Consider the following 18,985-nt stretch of genomic DNA (forward strand, 5'->3'; position numbering starts at 1 on the left):
GGGATGCATGCCCTTGGGTCCTTTTTCGTCCCAGGGGGCGGGCGCCCGGCCGACCGGAGCCCCCGCGCCGGTTAGGCTCTTGTCGCAAGGCCGAGCGACCCCGCACCGACCTTGCGTCACATCCAGCGTCACATCCCAGAAGGAGATGCTCGTGCCGTCCATCGACGTCGTCGTAGCCCGGGAAATCCTGGACTCCCGAGGCAACCCCACGGTCGAGGTCGAGGTCGGCCTCGACGACGGCAGCACCGGTCGTGCTGCTGTTCCGTCCGGCGCCTCCACCGGTGCGTTCGAGGCCGTCGAGCTTCGCGACGGTGACCCCAGCCGCTACCACGGCAAGGGTGTCGAGAAGGCCGTCCTCGCCGTCATCGAGCAGATCGGCCCGGAGCTCGTCGGCTACGACGCCACCGAGCAGCGCCTGATCGACCAGGCCATGTTCGACCTGGACGCCACCGAGAACAAGTCCTCGCTCGGCGCCAACGCTATCCTCGGCGTCTCCCTCGCCGTCGCGCACGCCGCGTCCGAGGCCTCCGACCTCCCGCTCTTCCGCTACCTCGGCGGCCCGAACGCGCACCTGCTGCCCGTTCCGATGATGAACATCCTCAACGGTGGGTCGCACGCCGACTCCAACGTCGACATCCAGGAGTTCATGATCGCCCCGATCGGCGCGGAGTCCTTCTCCGAGGCCCTCCGCTGGGGCGCGGAGGTCTACCACACCCTGAAGAAGGTCCTGAAGACCAAGGGCCTGTCCACCGGTCTCGGCGACGAGGGCGGCTTCGCGCCGAACCTCGAGTCGAACCGCGCCGCCCTCGACCTCATCATCGAGGCCATCAAGGAGGCCGGTTACGAGCCCGGCCGTGACATCGCGCTCGCGCTCGACGTCGCCGCCTCCGAGTTCTACAAGGACGGCTCGTACGCGTTCGAGGGCCAGACCCGCACGGCCGCCGAGATGACGGACTACTACGCCGAGCTGGTCTCCGCGTACCCGCTGGTCTCCATCGAGGACCCGCTGTACGAGGACGACTGGGACGGCTGGAAGACCATCACCTCGCGCCTCGGCGACCAGGTCCAGATCGTCGGCGACGACCTGTTCGTCACCAACCCGGAGCGCCTGGCCCGTGGCATCGAGGAGGGCTCCGCGAACGCCCTCCTGGTCAAGGTCAACCAGATCGGCTCGCTGACCGAGACCCTCGACGCCGTCGAGCTTGCCCAGCGCAACGGCTTCAAGTGCATGATGTCCCACCGCTCCGGCGAGACCGAGGACGTCACCATCGCCGACCTCGCGGTCGCCGTGAACTGCGGGCAGATCAAGACCGGCGCCCCGGCCCGCTCGGACCGCGTCGCCAAGTACAACCAGCTGCTGCGCATCGAGGAGATCCTCGACGACGCCGCGGTCTACGCCGGCCGCAGCGCGTTCCCGCGCTTCAAGGGCTGAGCAGACGCAGCAAGGGCTGAGCCGGCGCGGCAAGAGCTGAGCAGGCGCACCAAGGCAGAGCAGGCACCGTAAGGGCTGATCAGCCACAGCGAGGGCTGACACCCCCGCTCATCCGTACGTCCCCGTACTCGGTCCCGTACCGTGTGCGGGGACGTCCGCGTGAACAGGGGAGGCGACACGACATGGCCGCGAAGGACCGGGACCGGTTCTCGACCGCGACCCGGATCAGGCTGCTCGGCGAGCAGACCGCCGCCCGTGTCTACCGCTCCCAGACCCGCCGCCAGGCGCGCCGCTCCCGGCTCACCGGCCGCGCGGCCTTCCTCGCCCTGGTCGTCTGCTCCCTCGTCGTGGCGCTCGCCTACCCCATGCGGAGCTACGTCTCCCAGCAGGGCGAGATCGCCGAGCAGGAGCGCCGGGCCGCCGAGGCCGCCCGGCGGGTCGAGGAACTGAAGGACGAGAAGGCCCGCCTCCAGGACCCGGCCTACGTCCGCCGCCTCGCCCGCGAGCACCTGCACTACGTGCTGCCCGGCGAGACCGGGTTCACCGTGAACGACCCCGGCGCGGAGCAGAGGCCCCGCGCCGACCAGGGCGCGGCGGACCGCCCCTGGTACGACAACCTCTGGGACGGCGTGGACCGCGCCGACCGCCCGTAAGCCCGTAACGACCTGACGAGCAAGGCAGACATGGAAACGCCCCCTCCGCAGACCGAACGCACCGAGCCCACCGAGGCGGACATCGCCGCCTTCGAGCTCCAGCTCGGCCGGCCGCCCCGCGGCCTGCGCGCCATCGCGCACCGCTGCCCGTGCGGCAACCCGGACGTCGTCGAGACCGCGCCCCGGCTGCCCGACGGCACGCCGTTCCCGACCACGTACTACCTGACCTGCCCCCGGGCGGCCTCGGCCATCGGGACCCTGGAGGCCAACGGGGTCATGAAGGAGATGCAGGCCCGGCTCGCCACCGACCCGGAGCTCGCCGCCGCCTACCGCGCCGCGCACGAGGACTACATCGCCCGCCGTGACGCCATCGAGGTCCTGGAGGGCTTCCCGAGCGCCGGCGGCATGCCGGACCGGGTCAAGTGCCTGCACGTCCTCGTCGGTCACTCGCTGGCCGCGGGCCCCGGTGTGAACCCGTTCGGCGACGAGGCGCTCGCGATGCTGCCGGAGTGGTGGGCGAAGGGCGCGTGCGTCAGCCCGTGCGCCGACAAGGAAGAGGGGAAGGGCGAGTGACCCGGGTCGCCGCGATCGACTGCGGTACGAACTCGATCCGCCTCCTCGTCGCCGACGTCACGGTGCCCGACAGCGCCTCCGGCGCGGGCTCCACGGGTGACCTCGTCGAGCTGGACCGGCGGATGACGATCGTCCGGCTCGGCCAGGGCGTCGACAGGACGGGCCGGCTCGCGCCCGAGGCCCTGGAGCGCACCTTCGCCGCCTGCCGCGAGTACGCCCGGGTCATCGAGGAGCTCGGCGCCGAACGGATCCGCTTCGTCGCCACCTCCGCCTCCCGCGACGCCGAGAACCGCGACGAGTTCGTGAACGGGGTCGTGGAGATCCTCGGCGTCGAGCCCGAGGTCATCACCGGCGACCAGGAGGCCGAGTTCTCCTTCACGGGCGCCACCGGCGAGCTGCACGGCTCGGAGACGTACCTCGTCGTGGACATCGGCGGCGGCTCCACCGAGTTCGTGACCGGCAACCGGCACGTGGAGGCGGCCCGTTCCGTCGACATCGGCTGCGTCCGGCTCACCGAGCGGCACGTCCGGCACGATCCGCCGACCGCCGACGAGGTCGAGGCGATCCGCGCCGATGTCCGGGAGGCGCTCGACCTGGCCGCCGAGACCGTGCCGATCGGCACCGCCGGGACCCTGGTGGGGCTCGCCGGTTCGGTCACCACGGTCGCCGCGATCGCGCTCGGGCTCCCCGAGTACGACTCCGAGAAGATCCACCACGCCCGCGTCTCCGCCGCCCAGGTCGCCGAGGTCACCGAGCGGCTGCTCGCCTCCACGCACGACGAGCGGGCCGCGATCCCCGTCATCCACCCCGGCCGGGTCGACGTGATCATCGCCGGGGCGCTCGTCCTGAGGGAGATCGTGGAGCGCGTCGGAGCCGCCGAGGTCGTGGTCAGCGAGCACGACATCCTCGATGGGATCGCTCTATCCGTCGCATAGCGGAGGGCTATCGAGCCTCCTGACGACACCCCGTCGGGAAAGTTCGTGAAGTTCTTCACAAGGAAAAGGGCCCTGGTGGCGCCCGAGGAGGGCCGTTAGGCCCTCCGAGGGGTAGCCCAGGGCCCTTTCGCAGGCGCGGAGGCCGATTCGCTCGATGTTTCCATCGTGTGAACGCACCCCGTGGTTCAGCGTTAACGGGAGCTCTCCGGGCCAGTTCACAGGGGGTGAACAACGTTCGCCCGCGCACCCCGGTTCCTTTGCAGCACCATGACCTGGATCACGTGGGCCGCGCAGTGTAGCAGAGGTGCCCGAAGAGCTTGTGAAGGGGCGCACGAGCACCCCCCTCTGACGGGGTGGATACTCGATGGCATGAGCACCACGGAGCGTCCCAGGATCCTCGTAGTTGGAGGCGGGTACGTAGGCCTGTACGCAGCTCGGCGCATCCTCAAGAAGATGCGCTACGCGGAGGCGACCGTCACGGTCGTCGACCCGCGGTCGTACATGACCTACCAGCCCTTCCTCCCCGAAGCCGCCGCCGGCAGCATCTCGCCGCGCCACGTCGTCGTCCCGCTGCGACGCGTCGTCCGTGGAGCCGAGGTGCTCACCGGTCGGGTCACCACCATCGACCAGGACCGCAAGGTCGCCACGATCGCGCCGCTCGTCGGCGAGGCGTACGAGCTGCCCTTCGACTACCTCGTCATCGCGATGGGCGCCGTCTCCCGTACCTTCCCGATCCCCGGCCTCGCCGAGCAGGGCATCGGCATGAAGGGCATCGAGGAGGCCATCGGCCTGCGCAACCACGTCCTCGAGCAGCTCGACAAGGCCGACTCGACCACCGACGAGGAGGTCCGCCGCAAGGCGCTGACCTTCGTCTTCGTGGGCGGCGGCTTCGCCGGCGCGGAGACCATCGGCGAGGTCGAGGACCTGGCCCGTGACGCCGCGAAGTACTACCAGAACGTGTCGCGCGAGGACATGCGCTTCGTCCTGGTCGACGCGGCCGACAAGATCCTCCCCGAGGTCGGCCCCAAGCTCGGCCAGTACGGCAAGGAGCACCTGGAGAGCCGCGGGATCGAGATCTACCTCCAGACCTCCATGGACTCCTGCGTCGACGGCCACGTCGTGCTGAAGAACGGCCTCGAGGTCGACTCCAGCACGATCGTGTGGACCGCCGGAGTGAAGCCGAACCCGGCGCTCTCCCGCTTCGGTCTGCCGCTCGGCCCCCGCGGCCACGTGGACTGCAACGAGAAGCTCCAGATCAACGGCCTCGACTACGCGTGGGCCGCGGGCGACAACGCCCAGGTGCCGGACCTGGTCGGCCGCAAGGCCGGCAACCCGAACGCCTGGTGCCCGCCGAACGCCCAGCACGCCCTGCGCCAGGCCAAGGTCCTCGGCGACAACGTGGTGGCCGGCATGCGCGGCTTCCCGCAGAAGGAGTACAGCCACGCCAACAAGGGCGCGGTGGCCGGACTCGGTCTGCACAAGGGTGTCGCGATGATCGTCATGGGCAAGGTGAAGATCAAGCTCAAGGGCCGTCTCGCCTGGTACATGCACCGTGGCTACCACGGCATGGCGATGCCGACCTGGAACCGCAAGATCCGCGTCTTCGCCGACTGGACCCTCGCGATGTTCCTCAAGCGTGAGGTCGTCTCCCTCGGCGCCATCGAGACGCCGCGCGAGGAGTTCTACGAGGCGGCCAAGCCCGCCCCCGCGCCGGCCGCCCCGGTGCAGGAGAAGGCCAAGGCCTCCTAGCGCACCGGCAGTACCGCAACACCCCCGCAAGGGCCGTCCGCCATCCGTGGTGCGGACGGCCCTTCGCGTGTTCCACGGAGGGATTGCGCTGCGGCGGGACTGGAAATACCTACGGACGGTGTTCCCCTGGTGACGATGATGTCCGGGGCACGAGATCACGGAGGTGCACACCATGGGCGACGCCGCGTCGCGGCTTGCGACTCTCGCCGAGGAACTCCTCGGAGGACCGCTCCCGGTCCGACTGCGCGCGTGGGACGGCAGCGAGGCCGGTCCGGTGGGCGGTCCCGTCCTCGTCGTCCGGGACCGCCGCGCCCTGCGGAGGATGACCTGGAAGCCCGGCGAACTGGGCATGGCCCGCGCCTGGGTCGCCGGTGAGCTCGACGTCGAGGGAGACCTGTACGAGTTCCTGGACGGCGTCTCCGGCCTCCTGTGGGCGCGCCCCGACGACACCCGCGGGCTCCTCGACTCCGTACGCGACCCGAGGCTCCGTGCCGCCGCCCGTTCCCTGCTGCGGCTCGTGGGACCGTATCCGCCGCCGCGTCCGCCCGCGGAGGAGATCCGGGGCCGCAGCGGAGGCCGGCACAGCAAGCGCCGCGACAAGCAGGCGATCAGTCACCACTACGACGTGGGCAACGACTTCTACGAGATCGTCCTCGGCCCGTCGATGGTCTACTCGTGCGCGTACTGGGCGTCCGACGGCCCCGACGCGACCCTGGAGGACGCCCAGCGGGACAAGCTGGACCTCATCGCCCGCAAGCTGAACCTCGGGGCCGGCGACCGGCTCCTCGACGTGGGCTGCGGCTGGGGCTCCATGGCCCTGCACGCCGCCCGGGAGTACGGCGCCCGGGTCGTCGGCATCACCCTCTCCCGCGAGCAGGCCGCGTACGCCCGCAAGCGGATCGCCGACGAGGGCCTGACCGACCTGATCGAGATCCGCGTCCAGGACTACCGGGACGTCGACGACGGCCCGTACGACGCGATCTCCTCGATCGGCATGGCCGAGCACGTCGGCGCGGTCCGCTACCGGGAGTACGCGGACACCCTGTACGGGCTCCTGAAGCCCGGTGGGCGGCTCCTCAACCACCAGATCTCCCGGCGCCCCGAGCCCGAGGAGGAGGCGTACGAGATCGACGCCTTCATCGACGCGTACGTCTTCCCCGACGGTGAACTCGCCCCCATGGGCCGCACGCTGAGCACCCTGGAGGACGCCGGCTTCGAGGTCAGGGACGTGGAGGCGATCCGCGAGCACTACGGGCTGACGCTGCGCCGCTGGGTGGCGAACCTGGAGCGGGAGTGGGACCGGGCGGTCCGGCTCGTCTCGCCCGGCCGGGCCAGGGTCTGGCGGCTCTACATGGCGGCCTCCGCCGTCTCCTTCGAGCGCAACCGGATCGGCGTGAACCAGTTCCTCGCCGTGAAGACCCCGGTGTCGGGGAGGAGCGGGACGGCGCTGCGGCCGCGCGTGTGGAACGAGAAGGCCTGACGCACGGGAAGGGCCGGCCTCCCGGGTGGGGAGGCCGGCCCTTCGCCGTTGGTGCGGCGCCTACTCGGCCTTGATGGCGGCCAGCATGTTCAGCCTGGCGGCGCTCCGGGCCGGCCACAGGGAGGCGAGGACGCCGACCAGGGCGGCCAGGACCAGGAAGATCCCGATCCGGTCCCAGGGCAGGACCAGGGCGTAGCCCGGCAGGCTGTTCTTGAAGGTCTCGCCGATGGCCCAGCCGAGGAACGAGCCGAGGCCGATGCCGACGACCGCGCCGAACACCGAGATGACCACGGCCTCCAGACGGACCATCCGCTTCACCCGGCGCCGGTCGAGACCGATCGCCCGCAGCATGCCGATCTCCTGCTGGCGCTCGAAGACGGACATCGCGAGGGTGTTGACGACACCGAGGACGGCGACGATCAGGGCCATCGCGAGCAGGCCGTAGACGATGTTCAGGAGCATGTTGATCTGCCCGCCGAACGCGTCACGGATGTCCTTCTTGTCCATCACGGTGATCGCCGGGTTCTCCCCCAGGGCCTTCGACAGCGCCTTCTCGTGCGCCTCGGACGGACCGCCGTCCGTCGCGACGAAGATCTGCGGCGTGTGGGCCTGCTGCTCGTGCGCGTCGATCACCTTGTGGTCGATCATGACGGGCGAGAGGAACTCGCTGTCCTCGTAGACCGCGCCGACCGTGAGCTTGCCCTTGACCCCGTCGAGGTACTCGACCGGCACGGTGACGCCGACCTTCAGGCCGCGCTTCGTCGCGGTCTTCTCGGCGACGGCGATCTTCCCCTGGCCGAGGGAGGCCAGCGAGCCGTCCACGACCGTGATCTTGAGGACCTTCTCGATGGAACCGGGGGTGACACCGGAGGCGGCGGCGAAGTCGCCCTTGATCTGCAGCGCGCCGGACTGCTGCGGGGAGACCGCCGTGACGCCCGGCGTCTTCTCCAGGGCCGCCAGCGCGTCCTTGCTGAGTCCGTCACCGCTGGCCATGGTGATCATGTAGTCGGCCTTGATCTGGTCGACCGTCATCTTGTCGAGGGCCGTGCCGACGGTCGAGCCGATGACCGAGAGACCGGTGACGAGGGTCAGGCCGATGGCGAGCGCGGAGGCGGTGGCGCCGGTGCGGCGCGGGTTGCGGACCGCGTTCAGGCCGGCGAGCTTGCCGGAGACCCCGAAGGCCTTCACGAAGACCGGACGGATCACGGCGATCACGGGCCGGGACAGGAACGGGATCAGCACGATCACGCCGATGAGGGTGAGGAACGCGCCGCCCGCGATGAGCATCCGGCCGTCGTCGCCGCCCTGACCCGCGCCGAGCACGATGAGCACGGCGCCGAGTGCGGTGACGGCCGCGCCGATCGCGTTCCGTACGACGAGGGACTTGCCGTTGGGGGTCGCGTGCACGCTGTTCATGGCGGCGACCGGGGGGATCTTGGCGGCGCGGCGGCCGGGCAGCCAGGCGGCGAACATGGTGATCAGGACGCCGACGCCGAAGGCCGAGAGGGCCGGGGTGGTCTCCAGGACCAGCGGGCCGTCCGGCACCTTCAGTTCGAAGGCGGCCATCGCGGAGCGGAGACCGACCGCCATGCCGATGCCCAGGAGGTAGCCGACGGCGGAGGCGAGCAGGCCGACCAGACCGGCCTCGGCGAGGACGGAGCGGGTGATCTGCTTGCGCGAGGCACCCACCGCGCGCATCAGCGCCAGTTCCTTGGTGCGCTGGGCGACCAGCATCGTGAAGGTGTTGGAGATCAGGAAGACGCCTACGAAGAGCGCGATGCCCGCGAAGCCCAGCAGCACCTGGTTGAGCGCGCCGAGACCGGCTTCGATGTCCTCGGCCTCCTGGTCGGCGAGGGCCTGGCCGGTCTGCGCGGTGGCCGCCTTCGGGACGACCTTCAGGACCTCGGGGACGAGCTTGTCCGCGTCGGTGCCGGGGGTGGCGGTGATGGTCAGGTCCTGGAAGAACCCGGGCTTCAGGTAGAGCTTCTGGGCCACGGAGGTGTCGAAGAGGACGAGGCTGCCGCCGGCGTTGACGGCGCCGTCCTCGGTCGTGAAGACACCGGAGAGCTCGAACTCCTTCACCGGGCCGTTGGTGGCGACGCGGACGGTGTCGCCGACCTTGTAGCCGCCCTTGTCGGCGGAGGCCTCGTCGAGCGCGATCTGGCCGTCCCGGACCGGCCCGCCGCCCGCGGTGAAGGTGTACGCGCGGTCCTTGCCGTCCTTGCCGGGGGCGAAGTTGGTGCCCTTGTTGGACCAGCCGACGCCGATCAGCTTGCCGTCCTTGTCGGGCACACCGGCGAAGCCGTCGACGCGGGGCGTGACGGAGGCGACCCCGTCGAGCTTCCCGACGCGGTCGACGACCGCCTGGGACAGGCCGGGGGTCTTCTTGGCCTCCTCCTCGCTCGGGTACATGCTGACGGCGACGGCGACGTCGTCGTAGCTCTTCGCGGACTGGCTGCGGAAGGCCTGGGAGAGGGTGTCGGTGAAGACGAGGGTGCCGGAGACGAAGGCCACGCCGAGCATCACGGCGAGGACGGTCATCAGCAGTCTCGCCTTGTGCGCGAGCACGTTGCGCAGGGCGGTACGGAACATGGGTGTGTCCTGAACGGAAGGGGGTGGGACGGAGGTCGGGGCGGGGCCGCGCTACGGCGTCAGCTCGTACGGCCCTTGGCGTCGAAGGCCTTCATGCGGTCGAGGACTCCGTCCGCCGTCGGGTGGAGCATCTCGTCGACGATCCGGCCGTCCGCGAGGAAGATGACTCGGTCCGCGTAGGAGGCGGCCACCGGGTCGTGGGTGACCATGACGACGGTCTGGCCCAGGTCCCGTACCGAGTTGCGCAGGAAGCCGAGGACCTCGGCGCCGGAGCGGGAGTCCAGGTTTCCGGTGGGCTCGTCGCCGAAGATGATCTCGGGGCGGGAGGCGAGGGCGCGGGCGACGGCCACGCGCTGCTGCTGGCCGCCGGAGAGCTCGGTCGGGCGGTGGCTGAGCCGGGCGGAGAGACCGAGCATGTCGATGACCTGCTGGACCCACTGCTTGTCGGGCTTGCGGCCCGCGATGTCCATGGGCAGCGTGATGTTCTCCAGGGCGGTCAGGGTCGGCAGCAGGTTGAAGGCCTGGAAGATGAAGCCGATCTTGTCCCGGCGGAGCTGGGTGAGCTGCTTGTCCTTCAGGGTGGACAGTTCCGTCTCGCCGATCCGGACCGAGCCGGAGGAGAAGGAGTCGAGGCCGGCGACGCAGTGCATGAGCGTCGACTTGCCGGAGCCGGAGGGGCCCATGATCGCGGTGAACTCGCCCTGACGGAAGTCCACGCTGACCCCGTCGAGCGCGACCACCTGGGTCTCGCCCTGTCCGTAGACCTTGGAGAGATCCGTGGCGCGGGCGGCCACCGCGGTGGCGCGGGACACGGTGGGGGTGGTCGTCACGAGGGACTCCTGTCACTGCGGGGCTGTTGCGGGAACCCCTCCATCGTGTCGAGCGTTCCGGGCCCGGTCGTCCGTCCACATGCCCGTTCCCGGGGCAGTCTGGAGTCGCACCGGGGGCCCGGTTCGTCCTCCTGAGGTATGACGGCGCCCCTGAGGAGCGCCCTCGTGGATGCCCTTCCGGACACCCTTGTGGCGGTCTTCGGCCGAGGTGACAGAAGTGCGACGACTTTTCGTCATTCCAGGGGGTACGGCTTTGCGCCTGCGACCCCTGTCACAGTTCGGCGAAAGCGTCCTCACCTGCGCTGACACACCCTCAGGCGCCAATAAAATCAGACAACATCGGGCCCGCGTTCCGCTGAACGAGGGAGGCGCCCCGATAGGCTCATGTGCCAACGCGGAGCTTCGCGACGCCCGGATGGTGGAATGCAGACACGGCGAGCTTAAACCTCGCTGGCCTTCGGGCCGTACCGGTTCAAGTCCGGTTCCGGGCACCACCAGGCCCCAGGCGAGTGCCTGCGGCCCGGCGAGGCTCCTCCTCTCCCTCTTCGCTCCTCGTCACGCGTTTGAAAAGATCCTCCCCGAGCACTAGAGAGTTTCTTTTGCCTACGCATTACCCTTGACGAGAGGCCGCGCTCATGCGGCACGCCATGGAGGAGTGAGATGAGGAGCAGCAACCCGGTCTTCTCGCGACGGGGGTTCAGCCGCGACAACGGCACCGCGGGCTTCGCCGGCCAGCAGCCGCAGGCCGGGGGCCCCGCCGTCGGAACCAACCCGTACGCCGCCGGCAGCCCGGCTGTCGAGGGCGCGACGAACCCGTACGCGACCAACCCGTACGCCCCGCAGGACACGCAGCTCGGCGCGCCGCAGCAGGTCCGCGGCGACGTGATGACGATCGACGACGTCGTGAGCCGTACGGCCATGACGCTCGGCACGGTCGTGCTCACCGCCGTCCTGTCCTGGTTCCTGCTGCCGGTCGACTCGGCAAACCTCGGCAAGTCCTACGGCATCGCCATCGGCGCCGCCCTGGTCGCGCTCGTCCTTGCGCTCGTGCAGTCCTTCAAGCGCAAGGCCTCGCCCGCGCTGATCCTGGGCTACGCGGCCTTCGAGGGTGTCTTCCTCGGAGTGATCTCGGCCGCCGTCTCGACGTACATCGCCGACGGTGTCGTCATGCAGGCGGTCCTGGGCACGATGGCGGTCTTCGCCGGTGTCCTGATCGCCTACAAGATGGGCTGGATCCGCGTCAACCGACGCTTCTACGGCTTCGTGATGGCCGCTGCCATGGGCTTCATGCTGCTCATGGTGGTCAACCTGCTGTTCTCCGTCTTCGGCGGCGGCGACGGCCTCGGCTTCCGTAGCGGTGGCCTCGGCATCCTCTTCGGTGTCATCGGTGTCATCCTGGGCGCCTGCTTCCTCGCCCTCGACTTCAAGCAGGTCGAGGACGGCGTGAACTACGGCGCTCCGCGTGAGGAGGCCTGGCTGGCCGCCTTCGGTCTCACCATGACCCTGGTGTGGATCTACCTGGAGATGCTGCGTCTGCTGTCGATCCTGCAGGGCGACGACTGACGCACCCCCCGACTCGGGGGGGAAGGGCCCGTCCGGCTTCGCGCCGGGCGGGCCCTTCCGCGTGCCCGGCCCCTTCACCGCGTCCGGGCTACCGCGCCGCGTCGAGCAGGGTGCGGGCCGCGGCCTTCGCCTGCGCGGCCGGTTCGGGGGAGCCGGTGATGCCCGCGACGGCCATGGCGCCGTTGGCGAGCAGGGACAGCTGGTCGGCGAGGACGGGCGGGGCGCCGAGGGCGGCCGTCTGCTCGGCGAAGTACGCCCGCAGGGCCTCCTTGTGGTCGCGGGCGACGGCGGCCACCGACGGGGCGACGCCGCCGAGCTCCCCGAAGGTGTTGATGAACGCGCACCCCCGGAAGTCGGGCTCCGCGAACCAGTCGGCCAGCGAGTCGAAGACCGCGAGCGCCCGCTCGTACGGCCCGCCCGCGACCCGCTCGCCGTGTGCGGTGAGGGCGGCGCGGACGGTCTCGTCGCGGCGCCGCAGGACGGCTTCCACCAGGAGGTCCTTCGAGGGGAAGACCTGGTAGAGCCGCTTGAGCGAGACACCGGACGCGGTGCGGATGGCGTCCATGCCGACCGCCTGCACCCCGCGTTCGTCGAAGAGCCGCCCGGCGGTGTCGAGCACCTTCAGCTCGGCGGATTCCGCGTCCATCGTCCGATCACCCCTTGCGTGGAGAACCATCGTTCTCATAGCCTACAGGGCACCGGGAGAACGATCGTTCTCCCGGTCGGAGTCCGCACACCCGAAACGGGGAGCCAGCCATGTCCGCCTTCGCCCAGCGCGCCCGCACCGTCACCGTCGACGGGCTCGACGTCTTCTACCGGGAGGCCGGCGACCCGGCGAACCCCACCCTCGTCCTGCTCCACGGCTTCCCGACCAGCTCGCACATGTACCGGGGTCTGATCGCCGCGCTCGCCGACTCGTACCACCTGATCGCCCCCGACCACATCGGCTTCGGCGTCTCCGCCGCACCCGCCGTCGACGACTTCACGTACAGCTTCGACCGGCTCACCGAGATCACCCTGAAGCTGCTCGACCGGATCGGTGCCGACCGCTTCGCCCTCTACGTCCAGGACTACGGTGCCCCCGTCGGCCTCCGGATCGCCTCCCGGCACCCCGAGCGGATCACCGCGATCGTCAGCCAGAGCGGCAACGCCTACCTGGAGGGCTTCACGCCCTTCTGGGACGTGCTCTTCGCCCACGCCCGGGACCGTGCGACGAACGAGGCAGCCGTACGCGACCTGCTGACCGCGGAGGCCACCCGCTGGCAGTACACCCACGGCGTACCCGCCGACCGCCTCGACCGGATCGCCCCCGAGACCTGGACCCTCGACCAGGCCGGCCTCGACCGGCCCGGCAACAAGGAGATCCAGCTCCAGCTGTTCTGGGACTACCAGTTCAACCTGGACGGCTACCCGGTCTTCCAGGAGTACTTCCGCACCCACCGGCCGCCACTGCTCGCGGTCTGGGGGCGCGGCGACGAGATCTTCGGCCCCGCCGGCGCCGAGGCCTTCGCCCGCGACCTGCCGGACGCCGAGATCCACCTCCTGGACGCCGGGCACTTCGCCCTAGAGACCCACGGCGAGGAGATCGCCGCACTCGTCCGGGACTTCCTCGGCCGGCACGTGGGGTGAGCAGGAGGCGGGGTGGCTCTACGCCGTTCGGCCGTTGGCGAGGGGGCCGGGGCGGCGCGTAGGGTCACGGGGTGCGCGATACGAGTGAACTGACCGCCGCCGTCGAGCGCTTCGCCGACCGGCTGCGGACCGCCCCGCAGAGCCGCCTCCAGCGTGGTGCGGCGGCCCAAGGGCTTGCCCTGGCCCGCGAGCTGGCCGTGCGGGCCCAGCGCGCCGAGGACCCGGAGCGGGAGCCGGTGCTCATGCCCGACGCCGGCGTCTTCACCGTCGCCGACCAGCTCCTCGTCGCCGGGAACGACCTGGCCGAGATCCTGCGAACGGCCCCGGCCGATTCCCGCGAGGGGGAACTGGGCGAGGCCGTGAGGCTGGTACGGGAGGCGGCGGAGCGCTCGGGGCTGTGACTTCCGGAGGGTGCCCTACAGCGAGGCGATGACGCGGTCCGCCAGGATGTAGACGTTCTCCTCGTCCGACTCGCCGTACGAGAAGGTCAGGGCGAAGGCGCCGGAGACGCCCGAGCCGCCGAGCAGCACCGGCGTACGCCCGGTGCGCAGGGCCTCCGCCAGGCGCTCCGCGGTCTCGCGGTGCCCCGGGGTCATGCAGAGCGTCGTACCGTCCGCGAAGACGTACACGTCGAGCGTGCCGAGCGGGCCCGGCCGCACGTCCGTGAGCGCCGTGCGGGTGTCGGCCAGCTCCTCCAGGCGCGCCACCGTCCGCTCGTGGTCGGTGACGACCGGCGTCTGCACCGGCACGAAGTCCGGGTGCGAGGGGTGGCGGCGGCGGGCCGCGGCCAGCTCCGCCGAGTCCTCGGGGTACTCGTCGAAGGCGTCGAACGCGTCGGGGCCGTCGAGCTGGGCCGCCTCCGCCTCCATGGCCTCCAGGGCCATCGCCTCGAGGCCCACGAAGTCGGACTGGCGCGGCACGAAGAAGGAGCCGTCCTCGGCCGGGCCCCCGAGGCCGCCGAGCAGCGACGGGGCGTCGGCCGCGTCCCGGGCCTCCTGCGCGGCCCAGAAGGCGCGGGCCTCCGCGAGCTCGCGCTCGCGTTCCTCGGCCAGCGCGTCCGCGACCGCGGCCCGTATCTCCGCGGCGGGCGTGGCGCGGGCTGCGGGAACGGTGACGGCGCGACCGGCCGCCAGTTCGCTCCGCAGGGCCGTGACCTGCTTGCGGAGACCGTGGACGGCATGCAGGGCGGCAGCGCCCACGGCCGTGGCAGCGGCCGTGGTCAGCAGCAGGGCAAGAGGCATGGTGCTCACTGACGTACTCCCGGTTCCGAGTCGATCCCCCGACTTCCTACCTCAGCTTGTCCTGGGGTGGGGCCCGCTGTCAGTGCATTACGTCACGAATTGGACAGGTATTTCTGCCAGGTGTTTAGTCCCGAAACGGCTCTGACCTGGGAAAACGAACTCCCCCGGGATATAGGTCACATCCTGGGGGAGATTCGGTCACGGCTCGGACGCGGGACGGTTGACCGGCCCGCCGACGGTCAGCTCAGGCGCTCGATGACCATCGCCATGCCCTGGCCGCCGCCGACGCACATGGTCTCCAGGCCGAACTGCTTGTCGTGGAACTGGAGGCTGTTGATCAGCGTGCCGGTGATGCGGGCGCCGGTCATGCCGAAGGGGTGGCCGACGGCGATCGCGCCACCGTTGACGTTCACCTTGTCCAGATCCAGACCCAGCTCCTGGTAGGACGGGATGACCTGGGCCGCGAAGGCCTCGTTGATCTCGGCCAGGTCGATGTCGCCGATGGTCAGGCCGGCGCGCTTGAGGGCCTGCTTCGACGCCTCGACCGGGCCGAGGCCCATGATCTCGGGGGAGAGGCCGGAGACGCCGGTGGAGACGATCCGCGCCAGCGGGGTGAGGCCGAGCTCGCGGGCCTTGGTGTCCGACATGATCACGAGCGCGGCGGCGCCGTCGTTCAGCGGGCAGCAGTTGGCGGCGGTGACCATGCCGTCGGGACGGAACACCGGCTTGAGGCCTTGCACGCCCTCCAGGGTGACGCCGGCGCGCGGGCCGTCGTCCGTGGAGACGACCGTGCCGTCCGGGAGGGTCACCGGAGTGATCTCGCGCTCCCAGAAGCCGTTCTTGATGGCCTGCTCGGCGAGGTTCTGCGACCGTACGCCGAACTCGTCCATCTCGCGGCGGCCGATGCCCTTGACGCGGGCCAGGTTCTCGGCGGTCTGGCCCATCGCGATGTACGCGTCCGGGACGACGCCGTCCTCGCGCGGGTCGTGCCAGGTGGAGCCCTCGGAGGCGGCGACCTCGGCGGTACGGGCCTCGGCCTCGGCGAAGAACGGGTTGCGCGTGTCGGGCAGCGAGTCCGAGTTGCCCTTCACGAAGCGGGACACCATCTCGACGCCGGCCGAGACGAAGACGTCGCCCTCGCCCGCCTTGATCGCGTGCAGCGCCATGCGGGAGGTCTGGAGCGAGGAGGAGCAGTAGCGGGTGACCGTGCAGCCCGGCAGGTGGTCCATGCCCATCTGCACGGCGACGATCCGGCCCAGGTTGTTGCCCTGCTCGCCGCCGGGGAGGCCGCAGCCGAGCATCAGATCGTCGATGTCCCGGGGGTCGAGCTCGGGGACCTTGGCGAGGGCGGCCTGGACGATGGTCGCGGTGAGGTCGTCCGGCCGCAGGTCCTTCAGGGAGCCCTTGAAGGCCCGGCCGATGGGCGAACGGGCGGTCGAGACGATCACGGCTTCGGGCATCACGGCTCCATGAGGGTGCGGTGTGAGCGGACTGAAAGGGAAGTTACCCGTACGTACCGCAGGGGTCACCGCCCAGGCGATGTGACACAGCCCTCTTTTCTAAGCGAGCGCTCAGTCATGGGAGTGTCCGCAGCCGCGGGGACGGCGTCCCGACGGGACCACCGCCCCCCGGCCCGGACGTCACGTCTGGGCGTCCTCGGGCGTCGGCTCCGGGGTCTCCGCCGCGGGCAGGCGCCGCCGCCGACGGTGCTTGAGCAGGGCCCACGGCCCCCGCGCACCCGTCACCTCCGTGCCCGCCTCGCTCGCCGCCTCGGCCGCCGCCTTCGCCACCGGCAGCATGTTCTCCCGCCGGGCCGGCTCGAGGCGGTCGGTCTCCGGCCAGACGCCGAGCACCGCGCACATCGTCGGCAGGACGGCCATCGCCGCCGTCGCGTACCCCTCCGCCGACGGGTGGAAGCTGTCCACCCCGAACATCTCGCGCGGGTTCGCCGCGAACTCGGGGCCGAGGAGGTCGCCCAGCGACACCGTCCGCCCGCCCTGCTCCACCACCACGATCGTCTGCGCCGCCGCGAGGTGCCGCGAGGCCCGCCGGGCCAGCCAGCGCAGCGGCTGGTACACCGGCTCGATGGTCCCCAGGTCCGGGCACGTCCCGACCACCACCTCCGCGCCCGCCGTCCGCAGCCGCCGTACCGCCGACGCCAGGAGCCGTACCGACTCCGTCGGCGGCATGCGATGCGTCACGTCGTTCGCCCCGATCATGATCACGCACACGTCCGGCGGCCCCAGGGGCTGGGCGAGCAGCAGCGACACCTGGCGCTCCAGGTCGTCCGAGCGCGCCCCGGACAGCGCCACGTTCCGCAGCACCACCGGCCGCTCCGCCACCGCCGCGAGTCCCGAGGCGAGCAACGCGCCCGGTGTCTGGCCCGAGCGGCGCACCCCCTGACCCGCCGCCGTGGAATCACCCAGAAGGGCCAGTCGCAGCGGGTCGTCCGTGCCGAACGCGCGCCCGTACAGGCCGTCCGCGCCGGGCGGCAGCGGGGCCGCCCCGCCCCCGCCCACCGTCCGCTTCGCGAGCTGCATCTCGGCCAGCAGGACGCCCGCGGCCGCGACCCCGAGCAGCCCGATGCTCCCGCCGCCGTACGCCGCACCCGCCGCGATCCGCCGCGCCACCCTCGCCCTCGACATGGGGCCGTCACCTCCTTCAAGCCGTTCAGGGTGTAACTGCCCCGTAACCCGCTCCGACTACGCATACGCTGGCCACACCATTACGGAGACCCCGGAGATTACGGTGCAATTCCACGACTCGATGATCAGCCTCGTCGGCAACACCCCGCTGGTGAAGCTCAACAACGTCACAGCGGGCATTCAGGCGACCGTCCTGGCCAAGGTCGAGTACTTCAACCCCGGCGGCTCGGTCAAGGACCGCATCGCGCTGCGGATGATCGAGGCGGCCGAGCAGAGCGGGGCGCTGAAGCCCGGCGGCACCATCGTCGAGCCCACGTCCGGCAACACCGGCGTCGGCCTGGCGATCGTGGCCCAGCAGAAGGGCTACAAGTGCATCTTCGTCTGCCCCGACAAGGTGTCGCTCGACAAGATCAACGTGCTGCGGGCGTACGGCGCCGAGGTCGTCGTCTGCCCCACGGCGGTCGACCCGGAGCACCCGGACTCGTACTACAACGTCTCGGACCGGCTCGTCCGTGAGACGCCCGGCGCCTGGAAGCCCGACCAGTACTCCAACCCGAACAACCCGCGCTCCCACTACGAGACCACCGGGCCCGAGCTCTGGGAGCAGACGGACGGGAGGATCACCCACTTCGTGGCGGGCGTCGGCACCGGCGGCACCATCTCCGGCACCGGCAACTACCTCAAGGAGGTCAGCGGCGGCTCCGTCAAGGTCGTCGGCGCCGACCCGGAGGGCTCCGTCTACTCCGGCGGCTCCGGCCGTCCGTACCTGGTCGAGGGCGTCGGCGAGGACTTCTGGCCGACCGCGTACGACCGGAACGTCACGGACCGGATCGTCGCCGTGTCCGACAAGGACTCGTTCCAGATGACCCGCCGCCTCGCCAAGGAGGAGGGCCTCCTCGTCGGCGGCTCGTGCGGCATGGCCGTCGTCGCCGCCCTGGAGGTCGCCAGGGAGCTCGGCCCGGACGACGTCGTGGTGGTCCTCCTCCCGGACTCGGGCCGCGGGTACATGTCGAAGATCTTCAATGATGAATGGATGGCCGACTACGGCTTCCTGGAGGACACCTCCACCGCCACCGTGGCGGACGTCCTGCGGCACAAGGAGGGCGTCATGCCCTCGCTCGTCCACATGCACCCGGACGAGACCGTCGGGCAGGCCATCGAGGTGCTGCGCGAGTACGGCGTCTCCCAGATGCCCATCGTGAAGCCGGGCGCCGGCCACCCCGACGTCATGGCCGCCGAGGTCGTCGGCTCGGTCGTCGAGCGCGAGCTCCTCGACGCCCTCTTCACCCAGCGGGCCTCCCTGGAGGACCCGCTGGAGCGTCACATGAGCTCGCCGCTGCCGCAGGTCGGCTCCGGTGAGCCCGTCGCCGACCTGATGTCCGTCCTCGGCGAGTCCGCCGACGCGGCGATCGTCCTGGTCGAGGGCAAGCCGACCGGTGTGGTGAGCCGCCAGGACCTGCTGGCCTTCCTGGCCAACGGCGGCACGAAGTAGCTCGTGCGGCCGGCCGCGGAGCCGTTCGCGCAACCGGTACGAGCACGACACGTGGGGGCAGCACGCGCTTAACACGCGTCCGGCACATTGGTGGTTGTCGGCGTCACGGATATCCGGAGCGGCTCCCGGGCCTCCACGGACGCCACGGATGCGGAGACCGGCCCTGACCCG

Annotated in this window: 16 protein-coding genes and 1 tRNA gene; 11 read left to right on the top strand and 6 right to left on the bottom strand. The window is 70.8% G+C overall.

Annotation, left to right across the window (positions count from 1 at the left end; genetic code table 11):
* Window positions 1–151 precede the first annotated feature (151 nt).
* The 6 genes from eno (at window position 152) to ABZ567_RS24570 (ending at window position 6,822) form a co-directional block, all read left to right on the top strand.
* Complete coding sequence (gene eno, locus ABZ567_RS24545; RefSeq protein ID WP_360793431.1) at window positions 152–1,432, top strand: phosphopyruvate hydratase; 1,281 nt, start codon at window positions 152–154, stop codon at window positions 1,430–1,432.
* Window positions 1,433–1,614: 182 nt separating this feature from the next.
* Complete coding sequence (locus ABZ567_RS24550) at window positions 1,615–2,085, top strand: septum formation initiator family protein (RefSeq protein ID WP_360793433.1); 471 nt, start codon at window positions 1,615–1,617, stop codon at window positions 2,083–2,085.
* A gap of 30 nt (window positions 2,086–2,115) precedes the next feature.
* Window positions 2,116–2,658, top strand: coding sequence for a DUF501 domain-containing protein (locus ABZ567_RS24555; RefSeq protein ID WP_360793435.1), 543 nt, complete (start codon window positions 2,116–2,118; stop codon window positions 2,656–2,658).
* Window positions 2,655–3,593 (top strand): Ppx/GppA phosphatase family protein, encoded by a 939-nt coding sequence (locus ABZ567_RS24560; protein ID WP_360793437.1) that lies wholly within the window; start codon window positions 2,655–2,657, stop codon window positions 3,591–3,593. The genes ABZ567_RS24555 and ABZ567_RS24560 overlap by 4 nt, the downstream gene beginning before the upstream one ends.
* Before the next feature lie 369 nt (window positions 3,594–3,962).
* The gene (locus tag ABZ567_RS24565) at window positions 3,963–5,342 is read left to right on the top strand and encodes an NAD(P)/FAD-dependent oxidoreductase (protein ID WP_360793439.1); all 1,380 of its coding nucleotides are present in this window, start codon (window positions 3,963–3,965) and stop codon (window positions 5,340–5,342) included.
* 172 nt (window positions 5,343–5,514) lie between these two features.
* Window positions 5,515–6,822 (top strand): cyclopropane-fatty-acyl-phospholipid synthase family protein, encoded by a 1,308-nt coding sequence (locus ABZ567_RS24570; protein WP_360793441.1) that lies wholly within the window; start codon window positions 5,515–5,517, stop codon window positions 6,820–6,822.
* A 60-nt stretch (window positions 6,823–6,882) separates the two neighbouring features.
* Here the strand turns inward: ABZ567_RS24570 and ABZ567_RS24575 are convergent, their stop codons facing one another.
* A complete protein-coding gene (locus ABZ567_RS24575) occupies window positions 6,883–9,414 on the bottom strand; it encodes an FtsX-like permease family protein (protein WP_360793443.1) in 2,532 nt (843 codons plus the stop codon).
* Window positions 9,415–9,473: 59 nt separating this feature from the next.
* The gene (locus ABZ567_RS24580) at window positions 9,474–10,244 is read right to left on the bottom strand and encodes an ABC transporter ATP-binding protein (protein WP_360793445.1); all 771 of its coding nucleotides are present in this window, start codon (window positions 10,242–10,244) and stop codon (window positions 9,474–9,476) included.
* 409 nt (window positions 10,245–10,653) lie between these two features.
* Between ABZ567_RS24580 and ABZ567_RS24585 the strand changes: the two genes are divergently transcribed.
* Both ABZ567_RS24585 and ABZ567_RS24590 read left to right on the top strand, forming a co-directional pair.
* Window positions 10,654–10,738 (top strand) — tRNA-Leu (locus ABZ567_RS24585).
* Window positions 10,739–10,904: 166 nt separating this feature from the next.
* Window positions 10,905–11,807: a Bax inhibitor-1/YccA family protein gene (locus tag ABZ567_RS24590; RefSeq protein WP_360793447.1), complete on the top strand. Its 903-nt coding sequence runs from the start codon at window positions 10,905–10,907 to the stop codon at window positions 11,805–11,807.
* 88 nt (window positions 11,808–11,895) lie between these two features.
* On the opposite strand, the gene ABZ567_RS24595 is transcribed toward ABZ567_RS24590, so the two are convergent.
* The gene (locus ABZ567_RS24595) at window positions 11,896–12,453 is read right to left on the bottom strand and encodes a TetR/AcrR family transcriptional regulator (RefSeq protein ID WP_360793449.1); all 558 of its coding nucleotides are present in this window, start codon (window positions 12,451–12,453) and stop codon (window positions 11,896–11,898) included.
* Window positions 12,454–12,563: 110 nt separating this feature from the next.
* Here ABZ567_RS24595 and ABZ567_RS24600 point away from each other — a divergent pair, with 110 nt between their 5' ends.
* Window positions 12,564–13,436 carry an alpha/beta hydrolase gene (locus ABZ567_RS24600; protein ID WP_360793451.1) on the top strand — a complete coding sequence of 291 codons (873 nt, stop codon included), beginning with the start codon at window positions 12,564–12,566 and terminating at the stop codon, window positions 13,434–13,436.
* 71 nt (window positions 13,437–13,507) lie between these two features.
* Window positions 13,508–13,837 (top strand): hypothetical protein, encoded by a 330-nt coding sequence (locus tag ABZ567_RS24605; protein WP_360793453.1) that lies wholly within the window; start codon window positions 13,508–13,510, stop codon window positions 13,835–13,837.
* A 15-nt stretch (window positions 13,838–13,852) separates the two neighbouring features.
* Here ABZ567_RS24605 and ABZ567_RS24610 read toward each other — a convergent pair whose 3' ends face one another.
* The 3 genes from ABZ567_RS24610 to ABZ567_RS24620 form a co-directional block, all read right to left on the bottom strand.
* Entirely contained in the window at window positions 13,853–14,686 is an 834-nt protein-coding gene (locus ABZ567_RS24610) for a hypothetical protein (RefSeq protein ID WP_360793455.1), read from the bottom strand.
* Window positions 14,687–14,916: 230 nt separating this feature from the next.
* Window positions 14,917–16,137 carry an acetyl-CoA C-acetyltransferase gene (locus ABZ567_RS24615; protein WP_360793457.1) on the bottom strand — a complete coding sequence of 407 codons (1,221 nt, stop codon included), beginning with the start codon at window positions 16,135–16,137 and terminating at the stop codon, window positions 14,917–14,919.
* 180 nt (window positions 16,138–16,317) lie between these two features.
* Window positions 16,318–17,322 (bottom strand): SGNH/GDSL hydrolase family protein, encoded by a 1,005-nt coding sequence (locus tag ABZ567_RS24620; protein WP_360793459.1) that lies wholly within the window; start codon window positions 17,320–17,322, stop codon window positions 16,318–16,320.
* Window positions 17,323–17,425: 103 nt separating this feature from the next.
* On the opposite strand from ABZ567_RS24620, the gene ABZ567_RS24625 reads away from it, so the two are divergent.
* Window positions 17,426–18,814, top strand: a complete 1,389-nt coding sequence (locus ABZ567_RS24625) for a cystathionine beta-synthase (protein ID WP_360793461.1) — start codon at window positions 17,426–17,428, stop codon at window positions 18,812–18,814.
* Window positions 18,815–18,985: the final 171 nt, after the last annotated feature.

It is taken from the genome of Streptomyces sp. NPDC016459 (genome assembly GCF_040632845.1).
Lineage (GTDB): Bacteria > Actinomycetota > Actinomycetes > Streptomycetales > Streptomycetaceae > Streptomyces.

Bases quoted from the DNA above. Each gene is read 5' to 3' on its own strand.
- ABZ567_RS24615 (WP_360793457.1), bottom strand. From the start codon at position 16,137: ATGCCCGAAGCCGTGATCGTCTCGACCGCCCGTTCGCCCATCGGCCGG.
- ABZ567_RS24550 (WP_360793433.1), top strand. From the start codon at position 1,615: ATGGCCGCGAAGGACCGGGACCGGTTCTCGACCGCGACCCGGATCAGG.
- ABZ567_RS24595 (WP_360793449.1), bottom strand. From the start codon at position 12,453: ATGGACGCGGAATCCGCCGAGCTGAAGGTGCTCGACACCGCCGGGCGG.
- ABZ567_RS24620 (WP_360793459.1), bottom strand. From the start codon at position 17,322: ATGTCGAGGGCGAGGGTGGCGCGGCGGATCGCGGCGGGTGCGGCGTAC.
- ABZ567_RS24565 (WP_360793439.1), top strand. From the start codon at position 3,963: ATGAGCACCACGGAGCGTCCCAGGATCCTCGTAGTTGGAGGCGGGTAC.
- ABZ567_RS24590 (WP_360793447.1), top strand. From the start codon at position 10,905: ATGAGGAGCAGCAACCCGGTCTTCTCGCGACGGGGGTTCAGCCGCGAC.
- ABZ567_RS24575 (WP_360793443.1), bottom strand. From the start codon at position 9,414: ATGTTCCGTACCGCCCTGCGCAACGTGCTCGCGCACAAGGCGAGACTG.
- ABZ567_RS24555 (WP_360793435.1), top strand. From the start codon at position 2,116: ATGGAAACGCCCCCTCCGCAGACCGAACGCACCGAGCCCACCGAGGCG.
- ABZ567_RS24570 (WP_360793441.1), top strand. From the start codon at position 5,515: ATGGGCGACGCCGCGTCGCGGCTTGCGACTCTCGCCGAGGAACTCCTC.
- ABZ567_RS24600 (WP_360793451.1), top strand. From the start codon at position 12,564: ATGTCCGCCTTCGCCCAGCGCGCCCGCACCGTCACCGTCGACGGGCTC.